Raw genomic sequence first — 17687 nt, 5'->3', positions numbered from 1 at the left:
ATAATCTCTATCCGATAAATGAATAGACTCAAGAAGATTAAGTAAGATGAGTACACCCTTAGTGCAACTAACATTTGCACTGCAATCATTTGATGATTCTATGTCTGCGGCGATGAGCCATGCTATGGAATATGAAAAGCTATCGCTAAAAGCCAATGCTGCGCATAATATTACGCTGCAGTGTGTGTTGCCTGATGGCGCAAATGAGAGCGATGTTATTTCACTAAGTGCAACGCAGCCCAGTGCGCGTGGGGCGCAGTATTTTACTGAAAAAACGTTGAGCAATGCAGACCTTGAATCAGGTACTGTAAACCTAACTTTAAGTAACATTACACAAAGCCAGTGTTTTGTAGTGCAAATGATGCTGCACGGAAAAAACACGACCTTAAAAGAAAGCCAACAGCTCGATGTGTACATTAAAGCATTTGAGCAAGGCTATATTCCTGAGCAAATAACAACTGAACATACCAAGTCACAGGGCGTTCGTAGCTACTTTGCAAGTATGGGTTCTACGTTTTTATCGCTGTTTTAGTGCTCACTGCACTTAAATTACGCGACACTACTTATAAGTTATTAGTCTGCAAAACTCACTTTACCCATAGTAACTCCCGCAATACCTTGTGCAGTATTACTTAGGTGTTGCTGCTCTCCTGCTAGGCATTCGTTGGCTAAAATAGCAAATAACACGGCCTCTTTTGCGTCGGGATTTATACCTAAATCGTCGGTGTTTTTAAAAACCTTAATAAGTGGGCAAAGCGCTTTAAGTTGCGCCATCAGTAACGGGTTATGAATACCGCCACCACTTGCATACACCACACAATTTTGTGCGCGCTCTGCACACTCATTTAATGCGTTTGCTATTACAGTGGCTGTAAAGGTATTTAAGGTAGCCATAACATCTTCATGGTTTAAATGGTGAGTGTTTGTAAGCTGCTGTGCGACGTTTAAATACGCTAAGTTAAATACCTCTGGCCCTGTGGTTTTAGGCATTGGGAGTGCAAAAAATGCGTTATTACATAATGCACTCAATAATGGCGTATTTACCTTACCTGCTTTTGCTATTTTTGCGCCGTCGTCATAATGTAGTCCTGTAAAATGTTGCTGTACGTAGGCATCCATAATGGTATTACCGGGGCCAATATCGCTACTAAACACACCGTTTGCATCGCCATTTTTTGGTAAAAACGTTAAGTTAGCTATGCCGCCCATGTTTAGCAAAACCCGACTCTCAGCAGCGCTCGAAAAATACAAATAATCGCCATATACCGCTAAAGGTGCACCCTCGCCCCCTGCCGCTATATGTTTTTGCCTAAAATCACCAATGGTAGTAATACCCGTAGTAACGGCTATTTGGTCACTGTCGCCAATTTGTAAGGTGCCATTAGTAAAGCTTTTGTGGTTATGCTGCGACTGCGGACAGTGGTAAATGGTTTGCCCGTGGCTCGCTATTACATCAATACTTGCTGGGTTTACCTGCCAAGTATGCAAGCACTGATTAACCATACCGCCATGGAGTTTACCTACCCACGGATGCAATAAAGTAACAAGTTCTAAATCGCATTCCCGCTTAGCAAATACCTGCTTTATTTTAGTTTTATAATCGTCGTTGTAGTCAACGGTGGTAAAATTTAAAACCTCAATGTGTGTATTTAAGCCCGCGCCCGTTACTTTGCAAAGCGCTACATCGAGCCCATCTAACGAGGTACCACTCATTAAACCAATAATTAAACGGCTTGGCTTTTGGGCACTATTATAAAGGGCGGCTATGTGTGGGTGCATAAAGGTATCTTAAACAGGTATCATATTTTGCTTATATTAGAGGACTTTAAAACAAAGTAATAGCCGTAAAGAGTTTAATTTAGGTTCTGATTGTTTAACGTTTAAATGATTGTTAAATTAGTATGCATACTAAAAATTTATGAAAAAATATGATCACCCTCAGAGAGTTTAAAGCCCAAGACGCGCCTTTTATTATTAGCACCTTAAATGATGAACAGGTTACGCGTTATTTATCGTCAAAAATTCCGTTTCCGTATACGCAAGCCGATGCTGATTGGTGGATAAACCAAGGTTCTAAAAATGGAATGGTTAAGGCCATTGTTGTAAATGGGCAATTTGCGGGCTGTATTGGTATAACTCCCGGCGAATTTGAATACAGCCACAGTGGCGAAATTGGTTATTGGCTTAATAAAGCCTATTGGGGGCAAGGCATTATTACTCGCGCTATTGAACTTATATGCAATGAAGCGTTTGCAAGCTCACACTTAAACAGAGTTTTTGGTGCTGTGTTTGCTGGTAATACCGGCTCTATGAAAGCACTTACTCAAAACGGCTTTGAACAAGAAGCTGTGCTTAAACAGGCTATTTATAAAAACGGTGATTTTTACAATAATCATATATTTAGCAAGCTTAAATAAATCGTTTAGAATAAATACTTTGTAAAGGTTGAATTATCAACCACCCGCCCAAAACTCCTTTATTAAGGTACGCATTGTACATATTCATACTGCTTAGCCGCGCATTATTGTTTAGCTGAACACGATTTTAAAAGCGTAAACATTCGGTAAGTAGTTTATTTATATTAATAGGAGATCTTATATGTCTACGACTAGTCGCCAACTTACTCTTGAATCACGCCCTAATGGCGCTCCAACAGATGAAAACTTTAAATTAAAAACGGTAGAGCTTCCTGCATTAAAAGACGGCGAAGTTTTACTACGCACTATTTACTTATCACTAGACCCATACATGCGTGGTCGTATGAGCGATGCTAAGTCGTACGCAGATCCTGTTAATATTGGTGATGTAATGGTTGGCGCAACAATGTGCCAAGTAGAAGAGTCTAAAAACGATAAGTTTAGGATCGGTGAATGGGTACTTGCCTACACAGGTTGGCAAGACTACGCCATTACCGATGGCGAAGGCTTAATGCAGTTAGGTAAAGAGCCTGAAAATCCTTCGTACGCGTTAGGTATTATGGGTATGCCAGGCTTTACAGCCTACATGGGTTTACTTGATATTGGCCAGCCTAAAGAAGGCGAAACCGTAGTTGTTGCAGCTGCAACAGGCCCTGTAGGCGCAACGGTTGGTCAAATAGCTAAAATTAAAGGCTGTAAAGTAGTGGGTGTTGCTGGTGGCAGTGAAAAGTGTGCACATGCCGTTGAAAAACTAGGGTTTGATGCGTGTATTGATCACAAAGCCGATGACTTTGAAGAGCAACTAGAAAAAGCCTGCGACAAAGGCATAGATGTTTACTACGAAAATGTGGGCGGAAAAGTATTCGACGCCGTACTACCACTATTAAATACCGCAGCGCGCGTACCACTGTGTGGTTTAGTATCGCAATATAACGCAACTAGCTTACCAGAAGGCCCTGACCGTTTAGGTATGCTAATGGGTCAATTGCTTACTAAGCGTATTAAAATGCAAGGCTTTATCATTTTTGATGATTACGGCGACCGTTACGACGAGTTTGCACAAGACATGCAAAAATGGCTAAAAGACGGAAAAATTCAATACCGTGAGCACATGGTAGAAGGCATCGAAAATACAGTAGGCGCGTTCAACGATATGATATGCGGTAAAAACTTTGGTAAAACTGTGGTTAAAATTAATAACCCACTTTAATTTTAAACGGCTTGTAAGGCTAAGCCCTTACAAGCCACAAAAGGACTGACATGATCAAACTACACCATTTAAATAAATCCCGTTCTAAACGTGTAATTTGGCTTTTAGAAGAGCTAAATGTTGACTACGAAATCGTCGCTTACCAGCGCAATAAAGACACTTTCTTAGCCCCTGACGAATTAAAGCATATTCATCAACTTGGTAAGTCACCAGTAATTGAAGACGGCGGCCTAATTATTGCTGAATCAGGCGCTATTACCGATTACCTTATTACTAAATACGGTAACGGTAAATTTGCTCCAAAAGTAGATACCGCTGAATACGTTGACTACCAACAGTGGCTGCACTTTGCAGAAAGCTCAGCAATTTTACCGCTTTTACTTAAAATGTTTGTACTTAAAGACGGCGCTAAAACACAGTTTTTAGAAGGCTATGCCGACGCCGAAACAGCTAAAGTAATTAGCTACTTTAACGACCGCCTTGAAGGTAAACGTTATTTAGTGGGCGATACCCTAACGGGTGCTGACTTTATGATGTCGTTTATTGTTGAAATTGTTAAAAACTCAGGTCAATTAGCGCACTTTAAAAACCTCGTTAAATACGACGAGCAATTACAAAGCCATGAGAAGTTTCATACAGCTAATGAACTAGAAGCAAAGTACGACTAACTACTTTTATATAATATTTTTATATAACACTAAGGGGCATTTAGCCCCTTTTTTATGCCTGTAAATATGCCTGCAAAATAACCCCACCAAAGTTACGCTTGTAAACTAAATTAACAAACAACCCCTTATTGCTAATAAAACTTTAATTAATAAGGCATAATGCTGCTATTATTTTAGAATAATCACTAATAATACAAGCTGCTCTTGCGCGTATTGACTCACACTTGGGATCAACCATGACCATAAACATGCGTTTAACGACCGGTTTTGGCGTAATTTTATCAATGATGCTTATTTTAACCATTATTGGAATTTCGCGCGTTAGCCTCATTAATAATAATATTACCCACATGACCGACGTAAATTCGGTAAAGCAACGTTACGCAATTAACTTTAGAGGCAGCGTACACGACAGGGCAATAGCCGTGCGCGATGTAGTGCTAATTACCGATCAAAGCAGTTTAAGCACCGTGTTAAATAGCATAAAAGAGCTAAACGCATTTTACCAAACCTCAAGCCGCTCTATGGCCGAGCTAATAGGTAATATGAATAGCGAAGAACGCGCTTTAATTAATAAAATAAATCAAATAGAGCAGCGCACTCAGCCTTTTATTCAAGGTGTAATAAACGCTAAAAATGCAGGAAACCGAAACGAAGCTGAGCGCATTTTATTAACCGATGCGCGCCCTGCGTTTACCGAGTGGCTAAATGTTATAAATCAATTTATAAACCTGCAAGAACAAGCAAATCAAGCCACCACTATCGATACCCGCGAAGTAGCCAGCTCATTTAAAACATGGATGATTGCGCTTACCGCACTTGCCTTTTTAATAGGCACAAGCGTTGCGTATGTTATTAGCCAACTAATCAGAAAGTCAGTAGGCGGCGAGCCACAAGAAGCCGCCGAAGTAATTGCCCTTATTGCCCAAGGCGACTTAAGAGGCGATGTACAATCGTGTTGCCCAAATAGCATGATGGCTTCTGTAGGGGTGATGCAATCTAAATTAAAAACCATTGTAGATAGCATTATTAACTCATCTGAAGAGCTTTCTACCCACTCTGCAAGCGTAGCGTCTGGCTCGCAGCAAGCACTTAGTGCCGCTGACGCACAAGTTACTTATACAAACTCAGCAGTAAGCAGCCTAGAAGAAATGAGCCGCAGTATTCATACTGTAGCCGATTCAGTTAGGCAAACAGAAGATAACTCAAAAATAACCGCGCAGTTGTCACAGCAAGGTAGTGTTGCAGTACAAAAAGTTGCCGCCGAAATTGAACAAATTTCAGTGACCGTAAAAGCTACAGTTACCCAAGTAAACGTGTTGCAAGAACATGTAAAACACATTGGCGATATTTTAAGTGTGATCCGCAGTATTTCCGATCAAACAAACTTACTTGCACTAAATGCGGCAATAGAAGCCGCTAGAGCAGGCGAAACAGGCCGAGGTTTTGCTGTTGTTGCTGACGAAGTAAGGCAACTTGCCCAGCGTACTGGTGATGCAACAGGCGATATCGAAAAGATGATTTTGCAAGTACAAGAAAACACGCAAGCGTCGGTAACAGCTATGGAAACCACAGTACCGCAAGTAGAAAATGGCTTAACGCTTACTCACGAAGCAAACGAGCTACTGCATCAAATACAGCAACAAGCTAACGACTCATTAAGTAACGTGCTTGAAATTGTTGAATCAACATCAAACCAAGTAGCCACCGTGGCGCAAATTAGTACCGGCGTAGAAGAAATTGCCAGTATGTCAAAAGAAACCAGCATGTCGCTTAACAGTAACGCGCAAGAAGCCGTTGCATTAGCTGACCTTTCAAACACGCTTAAAAAGTATATTAGTTACTTTAAAGTTTAATTGTTTAGCGTTTTACAGTAATTAAAAAGGGGCTTTAAGCCCCTTTGTTGTTTATGTACTTTAATAATAGCGGACTATATACCCGCTAAATCACGCTCGGTAATACACTCACCCGACGCCATTTCAAACTCGCGACATACTAATGGGCGGTTTTCGTAAATAGAGCACATAAGCGTATTGCGGTCGAGTGCTTGGCACCAACCGTCGTCAGCGCGTTTCATTACTTCGCTGCCCCATTTATCGTATTCTATATAGTTAAAAGGCACGCCGGTGTCGGTTACTATGCGCACTTCTAATTGGCAACAACAGGCTTGGCAGTTAGCACAGGTAACTGGCTCTGGGGTAGTAGAAATATTTTCAACGGGAATAACAATATGAGGCATAGTGGCTTACTTTTTTGAATAAGCCACTAGGATACAGTAACTAATTTAACGCGCTAGTAGTTTTGCTTTTATATCGCTGTAACGCATCTGCTCGCACAGCGCAAAACCACTCAGTTGGCGCACTTTATTACGCGCAAATAACGGCACACTCATCCCCGCTAAAAAGCGGCATTGGGTTTCAATACCCACATTATGATTACCTTTGCCTGCCATATGCGCTAAAAACTCATCTACCTTTTGATAAATAAGTTGCTCCTCAACATATGCAGGCTCTATAGAATATTCAAGCTTAACCGCATGACCTCTACACACACTGCAATGCCCGCATTGCGCTGGCGCATTTTGATCGTCAAAATAGCGCGCTAAGTTATAGCTTAAGCAACTTTGTAGCTCAAAAAAGCGAACCAATGCAGCAATACGTTTAATTTCGGCTTGTTCTTTGCCGGTAAAGTAGGCGTGAAGTTGCTGGGCAAGTTCTGGGTTATTTATAACCTCTGCATGCACTTTGTATACTTGAGTAATACGTTTGGTTTCAAGCGTTATTAGGTTTTTTTCGGCTAGGTAATCAAGAGCAGCCACTACGCGTTTTCGATCAACCTGCGCGGCTTGCGTAAGGGAATCAAAATTTAGCGTACCCCATATTTTTTTAAAATCTGTATGGCTAAATATTTGCGTTAAAAATGCTTGGCGCTGTTCGTCAAACTGGCTTAGTAGCTCGTTTTTATCAACCAAAAATTTGTATTTAAAATCGGCGTAGTAGGCATATTGCGGCGTTATAGCGCCTTGCATTTCAAGCTGTACGAGTAAGGTTTTAAGTGCTAGTTGCCTAACATTACTTTCGCTCGATAAGCTATATTCTTGCATTTCCCATTGCTGGTGGCTTTGGCGAATATCGTTAATTACGTATTCAATACCGCTAAGCTCAGGGGTGTCGCCATATACAAAATTTTCTACCGTATTTAGGCCGTCTAGGTTAGCAAGCGTGAAACAGTTTGATGGATTACCATCGCGCCCTGCTCGGCCAATTTCTTGGCTGTAATTTTCTATCGATTTAGGTAAATCGTAATGTATAACAAAGCGAATATCCGATTTATCAACGCCCATACCAAAGGCAATGGTTGCCACTACTACGTTAATTTTACCCGCCATAAAGTCATCTTGAATTTGCCAGCGTAGCGTATCTTCAAGCCCCGCATGATAAGCAACAGCATGCACACCTTGCGCACTTAGCACATTAGCGACTTGCTCAGCGCTTTGCTGTAGCGTTACATACACAATACCAGGGCCACTTTGCGCGCGTACAATGTTAGCAAGCTCGGTGTTTTTATCGGCGGTTTTAACGCTCAGCACGCTTAAGTCTAAATTAGCGCGGTAAAAGCCCGTTTGCACAATGCACTCAGGCGCAATAGCAAAACGCTCTGCCATATCGCGTTTTACTTTTTTAGTGGCCGTTGCAGTAAGTAACAACACTAAAGGAATATTAAGCTCTTCGCGGTAACGCGGCAATTTAAGGTAATCGGGTCTAAAGTTATGGCCCCATTCAGATATACAGTGCGCTTCGTCGACCACTAACATCGAAAGCGCCACTTGGCTTATAAACTCTCTAAAACGCTCGTTTTTAAAACGCTCAACCGACACCATTAATACTTTAATTTTACCATTTCGCACATCATTCATTACGGTGCTGCTTTGCATTTGATCTTGGCTCGAATCAAGGCTGGCAGCATAAATACCTTTGCTATTTAAAAAACTAATTTGATCTTTCATCAATGCAAGCAAAGGCGAAACCACTAATGTTAAATTTGGTAAATGCAACGCAGTTAATTGATAGCACAACGATTTACCCGAGCCGGTCGGAAATATAGCCAACGACGATTGACCATTTAAAAGCTGCTCTATAGTTTGTTGTTGCCCTGTTCTAAACTGGCTAAAACCAAAGTGCTGCTCAAGTGATTGAATTAATGGCGTGGTCATAAATGTCCTTTTCGGTACTACAGCGGCTAATAGAATAGGTTTAAGCGATTATAACTTATATTCAATATTACTTTTTATGTAAAAGTAATATTAAAATTTAGTGCCTTATTTTTCATCAACTAAAGTCGCGTAAAGTGATTGAATCGAATAAGTAATTTCCGTTTTATCTATCGATCCAAAGCCAAAGCGGATATGAGTTGGTGTTTGCTGAGCGTTATTAAAAAAAGTACTCAAAATCGAATCGTTACTCTTAAAATCGGATAAGTCTTTTCCTTTCGTCATTTTAGATATATCAACCCAAATAGCCAATCCACCGGTAGGTATATCAAACGATATCTTGCTACCAAAAATACGCGAAAACTCATTTACGGTATGATCTCTTCTTTGCCTATATTCCCGCCTTACTTTTCTTATATGCCTTTTAACTTCGCCAGCCTCCATTAAGTCAGATACAACATGCTCTGTGATTGTATTTCCTTGCCTATCTATAAGTACTATCTCTTGTGCTGCGCGCTGAATAAACTCGGTACCACAAACGATGTAGCCAAGCCTTAACCCAGGAGCAAACACTTTTGACATAGACCCTATGTGAACAACATTTTCGGAATTAGGTAAACTCGCTAATGGAGGAATGGGGTTAGTTTCGTAATGAAACTCGTGGTCGTAGTCATCTTCTATTATGGTTAAATGGTAGCACTTTGAAAGGCGAAGCAAAGCCAACCTTCGCTCCATTGGTAAACATACTGTGGTTGGGTATTGATGATGAGGTGTAACATATATGCCCGCAATTTTATTATCACGAATTAACTCTTGTAAGTGATCGATATTAAGTCCATCTTTATCTAATTTACACTTCAATACTTTAAAGCCATTTGCTTCAAAAGTAGCTTGAGCAGGTGCATAGCACAGCTCTTCCATAATAATGGCGCCATTTTTTGGATCGAGCACCCTTGAAGCTAAATAAATACCCATTTGGCTTCCTCTAACAATGCATATCTCTTGCTCTGAGCAGTTTATATAGCGATCACTTGAAACCATTTTTTGTATTGACATTCTTAGCTCTAATGCCCCTCTGGGATCTCCATAACCAAGCTTTGATCGTCGGCTTAAATTTACACATATGCGCCTATATGTTCTGGCTAATAACTCATATGGAATTAATCGCGCATCAGGGGTACCGTCATTAGTTGTTGTTATACAGCTTGCCTGCACTAAAGCCTCAATATATAGCTCTTCTGTTAAATCAGAGGGGGCTTTTGTTTTTACAGTGCTACTAACTAATTTATTATCTGCGTCTGACAAAGTTTGTTCTGGTAAAGATTCAGCCACAAAGGTTCCACGCCTAACTTTGCTTTTTAACCACCCCTGCACTTCTAACTCTTCATACACATACTGTACTGTTTTTCGGTTTATATTTAGCTGTTTAGCTAAAGTACGGGTGCCAGGTAACATACTCCCAGGTAGTAACCGTCCATTTTTTATATCATTTACTAAACAGTTCAATAACTTAGAGTGAAGTGTTTTTGCATTATTGCCTTCAAACGAAAATTTAATATCCCAAGGTCTTAACATACGCCCTCGCAGCTGGCCCTATATAAATAACATATCTGGTTCTTATTTTTAATCCAGATTAACGCTACCTTTACGTTAATGTCAAAACATAACCACTGGAGAGATTAGGTGAAAACAGCAAATGCAACTAAACACGCACTCATGCAAATAGCTAAGAAAAACATGAATACCCTTATAGAAGACAGCCAATTTACAGATAGGCAAAAACTGGCTTTAACATGCAGAATTTTATTCGATAAAGGCCATGACTCAGGGCTAGCCGGTCAAATTACCAGCCGTTTACCTATAAGCCAAACATTCTTAACGCAGAGGTTTGGGCTTGGATTTGACGAAATTACCGCTGAAAATTTAATAGAAGTTGATCACGACCTGAAGCCTTTAGAGCTAAATGCAATGGCAAATCCAGCTAATCGTTTTCATACTTGGATATACAAAGAGCATCCTGAGGTAAATTGTATAATCCATACACATCCAACGCACATAGCGGCGCTCTCAATGCTGGAAGTGCCATTAGTGATTTCTCAAATGGATACCTGTGGACTATACAACGACTGTTCATTTGTTGACCACTGGCCAGGTGTCCCTGTTGGTAACGAAGAAGGTGAACTCATCTCAAAAGCTTTGGGTAAAAACAGAGCATTATTTCTAGCTCATCATGGCCAACTAGTTGTAGGAAAAACAATTGAAGAGGCGTGTAACCTTGCCATTTTAATTGAGCGAGCCGCAAAACTACAATTACTTGCTATGGCTGCCGGAACAATTAAACCACTCCCCGAGAATTTAGCACAAGAAGCCCATGATTGGGTCTCAACAGAAAAACGTAACCAAGTGAATTTTGCGTATTACGCACGACAAGCTTTAAAGCACCATAACGACTGCATTTAGGAGTATTAAAATGAATTTATCAGGGATCATAGGTTATCCAATAACACCATTTCATGATAATGGCCAAGGAATAAACTTTAGTAAGTTAAAAACTATTTTAGATACTTTGCTAGAAGCTGAAGTAGATGCCATTGCAGCTTTAGGTAGCGCAGGCGAAGCGGCCTATTTAAGTCAAAGTGAGTGGGAAAACGTCGCAAACTATACAATTAAATATATTGCAGGCAGAGTGCCTGTAATTATAGGTATTGCAGAACTAACAACAGAACAAGCATTAAAGCGTGCTAAATACGCACATGATATCGGCGCAAATGCAATCATGCTTTCACCCTTTTCTTACTACCCTCTTAATGAAGATGAAATATTCACACATTTTAAGCGTGTATCTGATGAAACACCTCTACCCATTATGATTTACAACAACCCAGCTACTTGTAAGGTTGATATGTCACCAGAGTTTATGCTGCATATGGTTAAGAGTATTCCCCATGCAACTATGATCAAAGAGAGTACTGGTGACATACAACGCATGCATAAAATTTACGAGCTATCTAACGGCACAGTGCCATTTTTTAATGGCTGTAATCACTTAGCGCTTGATGCGCTTGCAGCAGGAGCTGCAGGCTGGTGTACCGCAGCGCCTTGTTTAATCGCAAAGAAACCAAAGCAACTATACGAAGCTGTAAAAGCTAATGACAATAACAAAGCAAGAGTTTTATTTTACCAACAATATAACTTTTTAGAATTTATTGTTAAATCAGGTCTTGCTGCCGCAATAAAATCTGGATACGCCTTACAAGGATTTGATGTTGGCGAACCAAGAAAACCTCTATTGCCGTTAAACGAAGAAGCGCAAGCAAAGCTCAAAGGAATGTTACTCAATCTCACAATCATTAATTAATTACCAAGTAAGTACTTAAATAATTTAAGTACTTACTAACTACCTCATATCTTCACCCGCTTAAGCTGTAACACATTATAGTTTTACAGCAATTTAACTGCACAGCTAAACGATAAGAAAGTGAGTATAACTTATATGCCTTTATTCAGCATTTTTTGCTGACATCGGTTTTATTTAGGCGCAAAATAGGCACCCATAAAATGAGTAGTAACTACTTGTTGCCAAAATAATTTATTGATACCCAAGTCACCTTAAAAATCTAATAAAAAATACAGATCACTTGGGTATATTATTTTTAAGGGCAACGTTATGAGTATTACAATACCTAAAATCGTCGTTATTGGCGGTGGTGCTGGCGGATTAGAACTTGCAACCCAACTGGGGCATAAGCTAGGAAAAAAGAAACAAGCAGATATACTGTTAATAGACAAAAACCGTACCCACATATGGAAGCCGTTACTGCACGAAGTAGCGACAGGCTCTATTGACCCTGATTTAGATGGCGTTGTGTATTCAGCCCATGCCGCAAAACATCATTATCGTTTTCAACTTGGTACCTTTTGCAATATAGACCAAAGCAATAAAACAATTACTCTCTCCCCACTTAACGACGAGTTAGGCCACACTATTTTACCTGGCCGTACAGTTCGTTACGATCACCTTGTTATTGCCATTGGCAGCGTAAGTAACGACTTTAATACCCCTGGTATAAAAGAGCATTGCTACTTTTTAGATTCAAGCCAACAAGCAGAGCGCTTTCAGCACTCATTACTAGATAGCTTTACGCGCCTTCACCAAGACGACAACCAACAGCAATCACTTAATATTGCCATTGTTGGCGGTGGTGCTACGGGTGTTGAGCTCTCAGCTGAGCTTTATCATGTGTCTGAGCTATTAAAGCTGTATGGCTTAACAAATATGTCGTCTAAGCGTTTGCATATTCATTTAATAGAAGCCGGCCCGCGTATTTTACCTGCATTACCAGAGCGTATTGCCGTAAGTGCCAAACGCGAGCTATTAAAGCTTGGCGTAAACGTGCGCGAACAAACGCAAGTAAAAGAAGGCACCGCGCAAGGTTTTATCACCAAAGACGAAGAACACATTGATGCCGATATTATGGTGTGGGCGGCAGGCGTAAAAGCACCTGATTTTATTAAAGACTTAGGTATTTTTGAGCTTACTCGCAGCAACCAAATTCAAGTAAACGAGTTTTTACAAAGCACCGTAGACGAAAGCATTTTTGTATTAGGCGATTGCTGCGCATTTACCCAAGCGGATGGCAAGCAAGTACCGCCACGCGCACAATCGGCGCATCAAATGGCGCAGTGCGTCGAAAAAAATCTTATCGCAACATTAAAGCAGCAACCACTACGCGGCTTTAAATACAGCGACCATGGCTCGCTGGTTAACTTATCAAGCTATAGCACCGTGGGTAACTTAATGGGTAACCTAACCAGCAATACCTTTTTTATTGAAGGTAAAATTGCCCGCTTTATGTATATATCTTTATACCGTATGCACCAACGCGCCATACACGGCAGCGCAAAAACCTTTGCATTATGGATAAGCGAAAAAGTGCTGCGTGTAGTGCGCCCAAAAATGAAATTGCATTAATAAATTAAGTACGCTCAGCAAACCACTAAAAAGCTTCAAGAGTTAATAAGTATTATCTCTTAAGGCTTTTTGCACTTTGCGTACCTAAAGTAGTACGATGTGAGAATATTTTAATAACATCAAAGGATTGGCGGTTATGAAAAAGCGACTTCTCGGACTTATAATTATAGCGGCTTTGGCAGTATATCTATTTAAAACCCAGCCTAACACAGCCGCTGTAGAGCAGACCAACGTGGCTGCACCAAATGCCACTGAGCCTAATTTAGTTAATAAAAAGCAGCCCGTAGAAGGCACACCGCTAAGAATAGTCACAGATCTAAAAAAAGATATTCGCCTTTGTAGAGATCAATCACAGCAACAACATATAAAAATAAATAATTTAAACCAATCGCTTGTTTCATTTTTTGTGAGTGAGCTTAAAAAAGGTACGTCGGTCCCCACGCTTTTAAAGTATGCAACCCTATCAGGAATCTATAAGCGTCAATATATTGCCTTTTTAAGAGATGCCATAGTTGCTGAGCAAAAGCAGCAGCTTAATATTACTAGCTCTTTAGACGAATTAGCTAATTGGCAAGGCATTGAGGCAATTAAAGGCTTCACCAATGATAAAGTAAAAGAAATGATTCAACAGCTTGGAGATAATAAACATAGCCCTTCAGGACTTACTCTGAGTGTACCCCTTGATGAAAATGTACAAAAAGAAACCCTTTATGCTTTATTAAACAACACTGATACATTTACCACTTACTCTAAAACGTTTATTAAACTTGAGGGCAGTGAAGTTATTTCCCCGGCGACATTGTTTGTGCTTAATGCAAATAAATTTACGCCAAAAGAGTTTGAGCAGGCAATTTCATCTAACCAATTTACAGTTAATGAGTTAGCTACTGCAATTAAAAACAACATTCCTAATGAATATATTTTTGCACTTATGAAGCAGGTGCCTGCACTGGATGCTCTGCCGTTGTACGAAGAAAATTCTGTTTTGTATAACATGGCTGATATTGCCGTAAGCCAGTTTAATTTACCGCTTGTAAAAGCACTACAACAACTAGGCGTAACACCAACCAATCGGCCTGGCTTATTTACTGGTTTAGATGTTGCAATAGTAAACCTGCCTAGAAGTGGTAACTTAACGCCAGCCCCTTTAGATGCAAAGCATACTCAAATGTTGGACTACCTCACAGAGCAGGGCTATAAAGCTCATAGCGGCAATGCTAATGACGACCTAAATGGCAAAGGCGTTTCTTTTGTAAGTGATTTTATTTACCAGCAAGGCGCCTATATTAATGGGCAGGAAAACCCTGAGCAATATGCTTACTTTAGCCCTATTGGTAAAATAGACAACGCCACATTGCCACAAGTGAGTGAGCCCGATGATTCTGAAATATCTCAATTTTTACAAGAAATACAACTTAAAAAAGAAGAACTAAATTCATACTCAAGCAATTGTAGTCAACTACCAAAGAAGCTATTTGCAGCCCAAAAGCTCATACAAGATAGAGACGCTTACGCAAAAGTTCGCGAAATTGAAAAAGAATATGGCAGCAACTTTGAAGACGTATTACAAGATATAGACCCTGTTTTAGTTAATTATTGGTGGAACACTCTTGCCGGTCGTACCTCTTCAGATAGAAGCGATAATGTATTTCGTGAGTATTTAGCTAAAAAAGAATTTCAAAAAGCACTTGAATACAGCCAAACAACTCCACTAAACCAAACAGAAACAAACGTGCTATTTATTAGGTTACTTGAAAATCCATATGACTTAGTTCCTATTTGGAATAGCCGAACACTACCCGTCCCTCCAAAGGATTTGGTTAGACTAAGCTGGTTTCCACTAAAAAAATGGCAAGAACTTGCACAACTTGGTTTTGATTTTTCGATTACCGATATACGTGGACGCGACGTTTATATACAAGCTGCATCATCTTCTGTCGAAGTAGTCCAATTTCTAATTGATAATAAAATACCGACTGTTCCCAGTAAACTTGGCGTAGATATACTCGACTTAGCGCTAGAACAAAGCTACACCCAAGGTGAGTTGAGCCCAATGGTCCCTTTAGCGTTGCAGCTTGTAGAAAAATTTGAACCAAACCACTTTTCTCGCGTTGCCCGATTAAAAACATTTTATCCTGAAGTTTATCAGCAGTTAGTACAACTTAACCCTGCACTAAAACCCGCTGAGGGCACAGAGCTAAATCACTATATTTTTAATAATCACTGATCTACATAACAGGCGAGCCATTACTTGATGAATATTGTCTTTAATTTTTAACATTGTCTGTGTAGAGTATTTAAAACAACTAAGGAAATTGGGTTATGACGGGTAAAACGCTAATTTTTAACTTTGACGGCACAGGAAACGAACCCCGTGATGCAGAGCAATTTAGCTCTGATCATTTTAAAGAAGACTCTAATATTACCAACATTCTAAAACTGCATTTACTACTTGGCGGTAAATTAGAAGACTCCCCAATTACTCCATTTGCTAACCAACTCAGTTTTTATTATCAAGGTATTGGTACCAAAGGCAGTCGCCTTAAACGCATTTTAAACCAAACCCTTGCACCTCGTGGTGACGACGTAGCCAGTATTTTAAATCAAGCGTTAAGCGACTTTAAAGCTCACTACCTAATAGGCGATACCATACTACTAACGGGTTTTAGCCGAGGCGGTGCACTTGCTAGGCGTTTTGCCAAAATCCTAGAGCCTTTAATTGCTGATAATGTTTACGTATGTGTATTTGATACCGTCGCCTCTATTGGCTTATCAAAAGTAAGTAAAGCCACACGTGGCGCAGAGCACGTTATTTTTGAAAACCACACCATTGCCAACAACATTACTCACGCGCTGCACTGCGTAGCCCTTGACGAAAAACGCCGCGCCTTTGAACCCACACTAATGAACCATCAAAACAATATTACCGAGCTATGGTTTGCAGGTGCGCATTCAGACATTGGCGGCGGTTACTACCGCGATGGCCTAGCCGATATTAGCTTGCGCTATGCACTTGAATGGCTAATAGAACAACCGCTTAATATATCGTTACTCACTAGCCACGACATAGATTACGAAACCCTACTCCCCGATAGCAACTTAGTAGCACAAGATGACGTAACAGTAACGCCCGACCCGCTCGCATTAAGTCATCAACAAAATTACTTTTGGTTTAACCCGTTTTTTAAATTAGTAGATAGGCAGTGCTATATATTAATTGATGACGAAGCCAGCAACCTTGAGCCCTTAGTGCACTATAGCGTAGCCGAACGTATTAATAAGCTAACCAGTTACCGCCCAGAATCGCTAAAAAAACTGCACTACAAAATTAGCTACAACGACAACACCACACTTAGCTTTATTGGTTTAAGCCAACATATAGAACTGGCTAATCAAAACATGAGTGTGCTGAGCATTAACCAAAGCCAAGATGTAATGGTATTTGCCTCTGAGCAATACAACGCAACCGGCCTCATGCTGGAGCAAGGCGCTACGTACCGCTTTACCCCATACCCAAATCAATACTGGTTTGACGATGGCATAAAGTGCACGCCATTAGGCTGGAACCGCGATAACGTTCAACTTGGCGTAAAAGAAATCCCCATGGCCGTGCTTGAACCATTTAGACGATTTCCTCGCGCACAATGGTTTTCACTCATTGGTGCTATAAATAAAAACGACGACCACCTTTTTGAAATAGCTAACGGCGCCGACATTAAAATGGATAAATCAGGCGAGTTTTGCCCATTCGCAAACGACCTAAGCCGCTTTTATGGCGCTAATGCAGGTAAAATAAAAGTAAAAGTAACGCGGTTGGGATAGTATTTTAAATTGTAGGCGGGAGTTTACCTCGCGCTTTGGCTTTATAAATACACCATGCGAGGTATAAAACCTCACCTACAATAATTAAAAAACCGTAGGTGCGATTTTACATCGCGCTTTGCTCTTTAGTAACGGCTCATAACTCCCAATCAACGCTACAAAGCCCGCCTAAACACCTGTAGGCGCAAAGCTTGCTCGCGCGAAAAGCGAAGCTTTTAAATTGTAGGCGCGATTTTACATCGCGCTTTGGCTTTATAAAAACACCATGCGAGGTATAAAACCTCACCTACAATAATTCAAACGCTTATTAGCGGAGTTTTTCAAGTTAGTTGTCGCATCAAATTAAATTTTATGCCGCCCGCATTGCTTCTTTTTTCTCTGGATTTAA

The 17687-nt window shown here is 40.4% G+C and carries 14 protein-coding genes; 10 read left to right on the top strand and 4 right to left on the bottom strand.

Annotated elements, in window-relative coordinates; translation table 11 throughout:
* Positions 1–46: 46 nt before the first annotated feature.
* Positions 47–532: a hypothetical protein gene (locus WNY98_RS17405; RefSeq protein ID WP_342878527.1), complete on the top strand. Its 486-nt coding sequence runs from the start codon at positions 47–49 to the stop codon at positions 530–532.
* A 41-nt stretch (positions 533–573) separates the two neighbouring features.
* On the opposite strand, the gene WNY98_RS17400 is transcribed toward WNY98_RS17405, so the two are convergent.
* Positions 574–1779 (bottom strand): anhydro-N-acetylmuramic acid kinase, encoded by a 1206-nt coding sequence (locus WNY98_RS17400; protein ID WP_342878526.1) that lies wholly within the window; start codon positions 1777–1779, stop codon positions 574–576.
* Between the two features lie 149 nt (positions 1780–1928).
* Here WNY98_RS17400 and WNY98_RS17395 point away from each other — a divergent pair, with 149 nt between their 5' ends.
* From WNY98_RS17395 to WNY98_RS17380, 4 genes are all read left to right on the top strand, one after another.
* Positions 1929–2417, top strand: a complete 489-nt coding sequence (locus WNY98_RS17395; RefSeq protein ID WP_197185301.1) for a GNAT family protein — start codon at positions 1929–1931, stop codon at positions 2415–2417.
* 181 nt (positions 2418–2598) lie between these two features.
* Complete coding sequence (locus WNY98_RS17390) at positions 2599–3627, top strand: NADP-dependent oxidoreductase (RefSeq protein ID WP_342878525.1); 1029 nt, start codon at positions 2599–2601, stop codon at positions 3625–3627.
* Between the two features lie 50 nt (positions 3628–3677).
* Entirely contained in the window at positions 3678–4295 is a 618-nt protein-coding gene (locus WNY98_RS17385; RefSeq protein ID WP_010554991.1) for a glutathione S-transferase, read from the top strand.
* Between the two features lie 236 nt (positions 4296–4531).
* Positions 4532–6151 (top strand): methyl-accepting chemotaxis protein, encoded by a 1620-nt coding sequence (locus WNY98_RS17380; RefSeq protein WP_342878524.1) that lies wholly within the window; start codon positions 4532–4534, stop codon positions 6149–6151.
* A 74-nt stretch (positions 6152–6225) separates the two neighbouring features.
* Here WNY98_RS17380 and WNY98_RS17375 read toward each other — a convergent pair whose 3' ends face one another.
* The 3 genes from WNY98_RS17375 to WNY98_RS17365 all read right to left on the bottom strand — a co-directional run bounded on the left by WNY98_RS17375 (position 6226) and on the right by WNY98_RS17365 (position 10080).
* A complete protein-coding gene (locus WNY98_RS17375; protein ID WP_010554993.1) occupies positions 6226–6534 on the bottom strand; it encodes a YkgJ family cysteine cluster protein in 309 nt (102 codons plus the stop codon).
* A gap of 45 nt (positions 6535–6579) precedes the next feature.
* The gene (locus WNY98_RS17370; protein ID WP_342878523.1) at positions 6580–8508 is read right to left on the bottom strand and encodes a RecQ family ATP-dependent DNA helicase; all 1929 of its coding nucleotides are present in this window, start codon (positions 8506–8508) and stop codon (positions 6580–6582) included.
* Positions 8509–8613: 105 nt separating this feature from the next.
* Positions 8614–10080, bottom strand: a complete 1467-nt coding sequence (locus WNY98_RS17365) for a PLP-dependent aminotransferase family protein (RefSeq protein WP_342876346.1) — start codon at positions 10078–10080, stop codon at positions 8614–8616.
* A 108-nt stretch (positions 10081–10188) separates the two neighbouring features.
* Here WNY98_RS17365 and WNY98_RS17360 point away from each other — a divergent pair, with 108 nt between their 5' ends.
* The 5 genes from WNY98_RS17360 to WNY98_RS17340 all read left to right on the top strand — a co-directional run bounded on the left by WNY98_RS17360 (position 10189) and on the right by WNY98_RS17340 (position 17299).
* Positions 10189–10965, top strand: coding sequence for an aldolase (locus WNY98_RS17360; protein ID WP_342876347.1), 777 nt, complete (start codon positions 10189–10191; stop codon positions 10963–10965).
* 10 nt (positions 10966–10975) lie between these two features.
* On the top strand, positions 10976–11863 hold the full coding sequence (locus WNY98_RS17355) for a dihydrodipicolinate synthase family protein (RefSeq protein WP_342876348.1): 888 nt from the start codon (positions 10976–10978) through the stop codon (positions 11861–11863).
* Between the two features lie 309 nt (positions 11864–12172).
* The gene (locus WNY98_RS17350; protein ID WP_076924960.1) at positions 12173–13477 is read left to right on the top strand and encodes an NAD(P)/FAD-dependent oxidoreductase; all 1305 of its coding nucleotides are present in this window, start codon (positions 12173–12175) and stop codon (positions 13475–13477) included.
* Between the two features lie 136 nt (positions 13478–13613).
* Positions 13614–15704 carry a cupric reductase gene (locus tag WNY98_RS17345; protein ID WP_342878522.1) on the top strand — a complete coding sequence of 697 codons (2091 nt, stop codon included), beginning with the start codon at positions 13614–13616 and terminating at the stop codon, positions 15702–15704.
* A 95-nt stretch (positions 15705–15799) separates the two neighbouring features.
* Positions 15800–17299 carry a DUF2235 domain-containing protein gene (locus tag WNY98_RS17340; RefSeq protein ID WP_342878521.1) on the top strand — a complete coding sequence of 500 codons (1500 nt, stop codon included), beginning with the start codon at positions 15800–15802 and terminating at the stop codon, positions 17297–17299.
* The last annotated feature ends 388 nt before the right edge of the window (positions 17300–17687 follow it).

Origin of the sequence: Pseudoalteromonas sp. AS71, assembly GCF_038900275.1 — a bacterium.
Lineage (GTDB): Bacteria > Pseudomonadota > Gammaproteobacteria > Enterobacterales > Alteromonadaceae > Pseudoalteromonas.
The sequence above is the reverse complement of the archived record's forward strand: the minus strand, read 5'-3'. Positions and strand labels throughout refer to the sequence as shown.

Bases quoted from the DNA above. Each gene is read 5' to 3' on its own strand.
- WNY98_RS17405 (WP_342878527.1), top strand. From the start codon at position 47: ATGAGTACACCCTTAGTGCAACTAACATTTGCACTGCAATCATTTGAT.
- WNY98_RS17345 (WP_342878522.1), top strand. From the start codon at position 13,614: ATGAAAAAGCGACTTCTCGGACTTATAATTATAGCGGCTTTGGCAGTA.
- WNY98_RS17355 (WP_342876348.1), top strand. From the start codon at position 10,976: ATGAATTTATCAGGGATCATAGGTTATCCAATAACACCATTTCATGAT.
- WNY98_RS17365 (WP_342876346.1), bottom strand. From the start codon at position 10,080: ATGTTAAGACCTTGGGATATTAAATTTTCGTTTGAAGGCAATAATGCA.
- WNY98_RS17385 (WP_010554991.1), top strand. From the start codon at position 3,678: ATGATCAAACTACACCATTTAAATAAATCCCGTTCTAAACGTGTAATT.
- WNY98_RS17350 (WP_076924960.1), top strand. From the start codon at position 12,173: ATGAGTATTACAATACCTAAAATCGTCGTTATTGGCGGTGGTGCTGGC.
- WNY98_RS17395 (WP_197185301.1), top strand. From the start codon at position 1,929: ATGATCACCCTCAGAGAGTTTAAAGCCCAAGACGCGCCTTTTATTATT.
- WNY98_RS17390 (WP_342878525.1), top strand. From the start codon at position 2,599: ATGTCTACGACTAGTCGCCAACTTACTCTTGAATCACGCCCTAATGGC.
- WNY98_RS17375 (WP_010554993.1), bottom strand. From the start codon at position 6,534: ATGCCTCATATTGTTATTCCCGTTGAAAATATTTCTACTACCCCAGAG.
- WNY98_RS17340 (WP_342878521.1), top strand. From the start codon at position 15,800: ATGACGGGTAAAACGCTAATTTTTAACTTTGACGGCACAGGAAACGAA.
- WNY98_RS17370 (WP_342878523.1), bottom strand. From the start codon at position 8,508: ATGACCACGCCATTAATTCAATCACTTGAGCAGCACTTTGGTTTTAGC.
- WNY98_RS17380 (WP_342878524.1), top strand. From the start codon at position 4,532: ATGACCATAAACATGCGTTTAACGACCGGTTTTGGCGTAATTTTATCA.
- WNY98_RS17400 (WP_342878526.1), bottom strand. From the start codon at position 1,779: ATGCACCCACACATAGCCGCCCTTTATAATAGTGCCCAAAAGCCAAGC.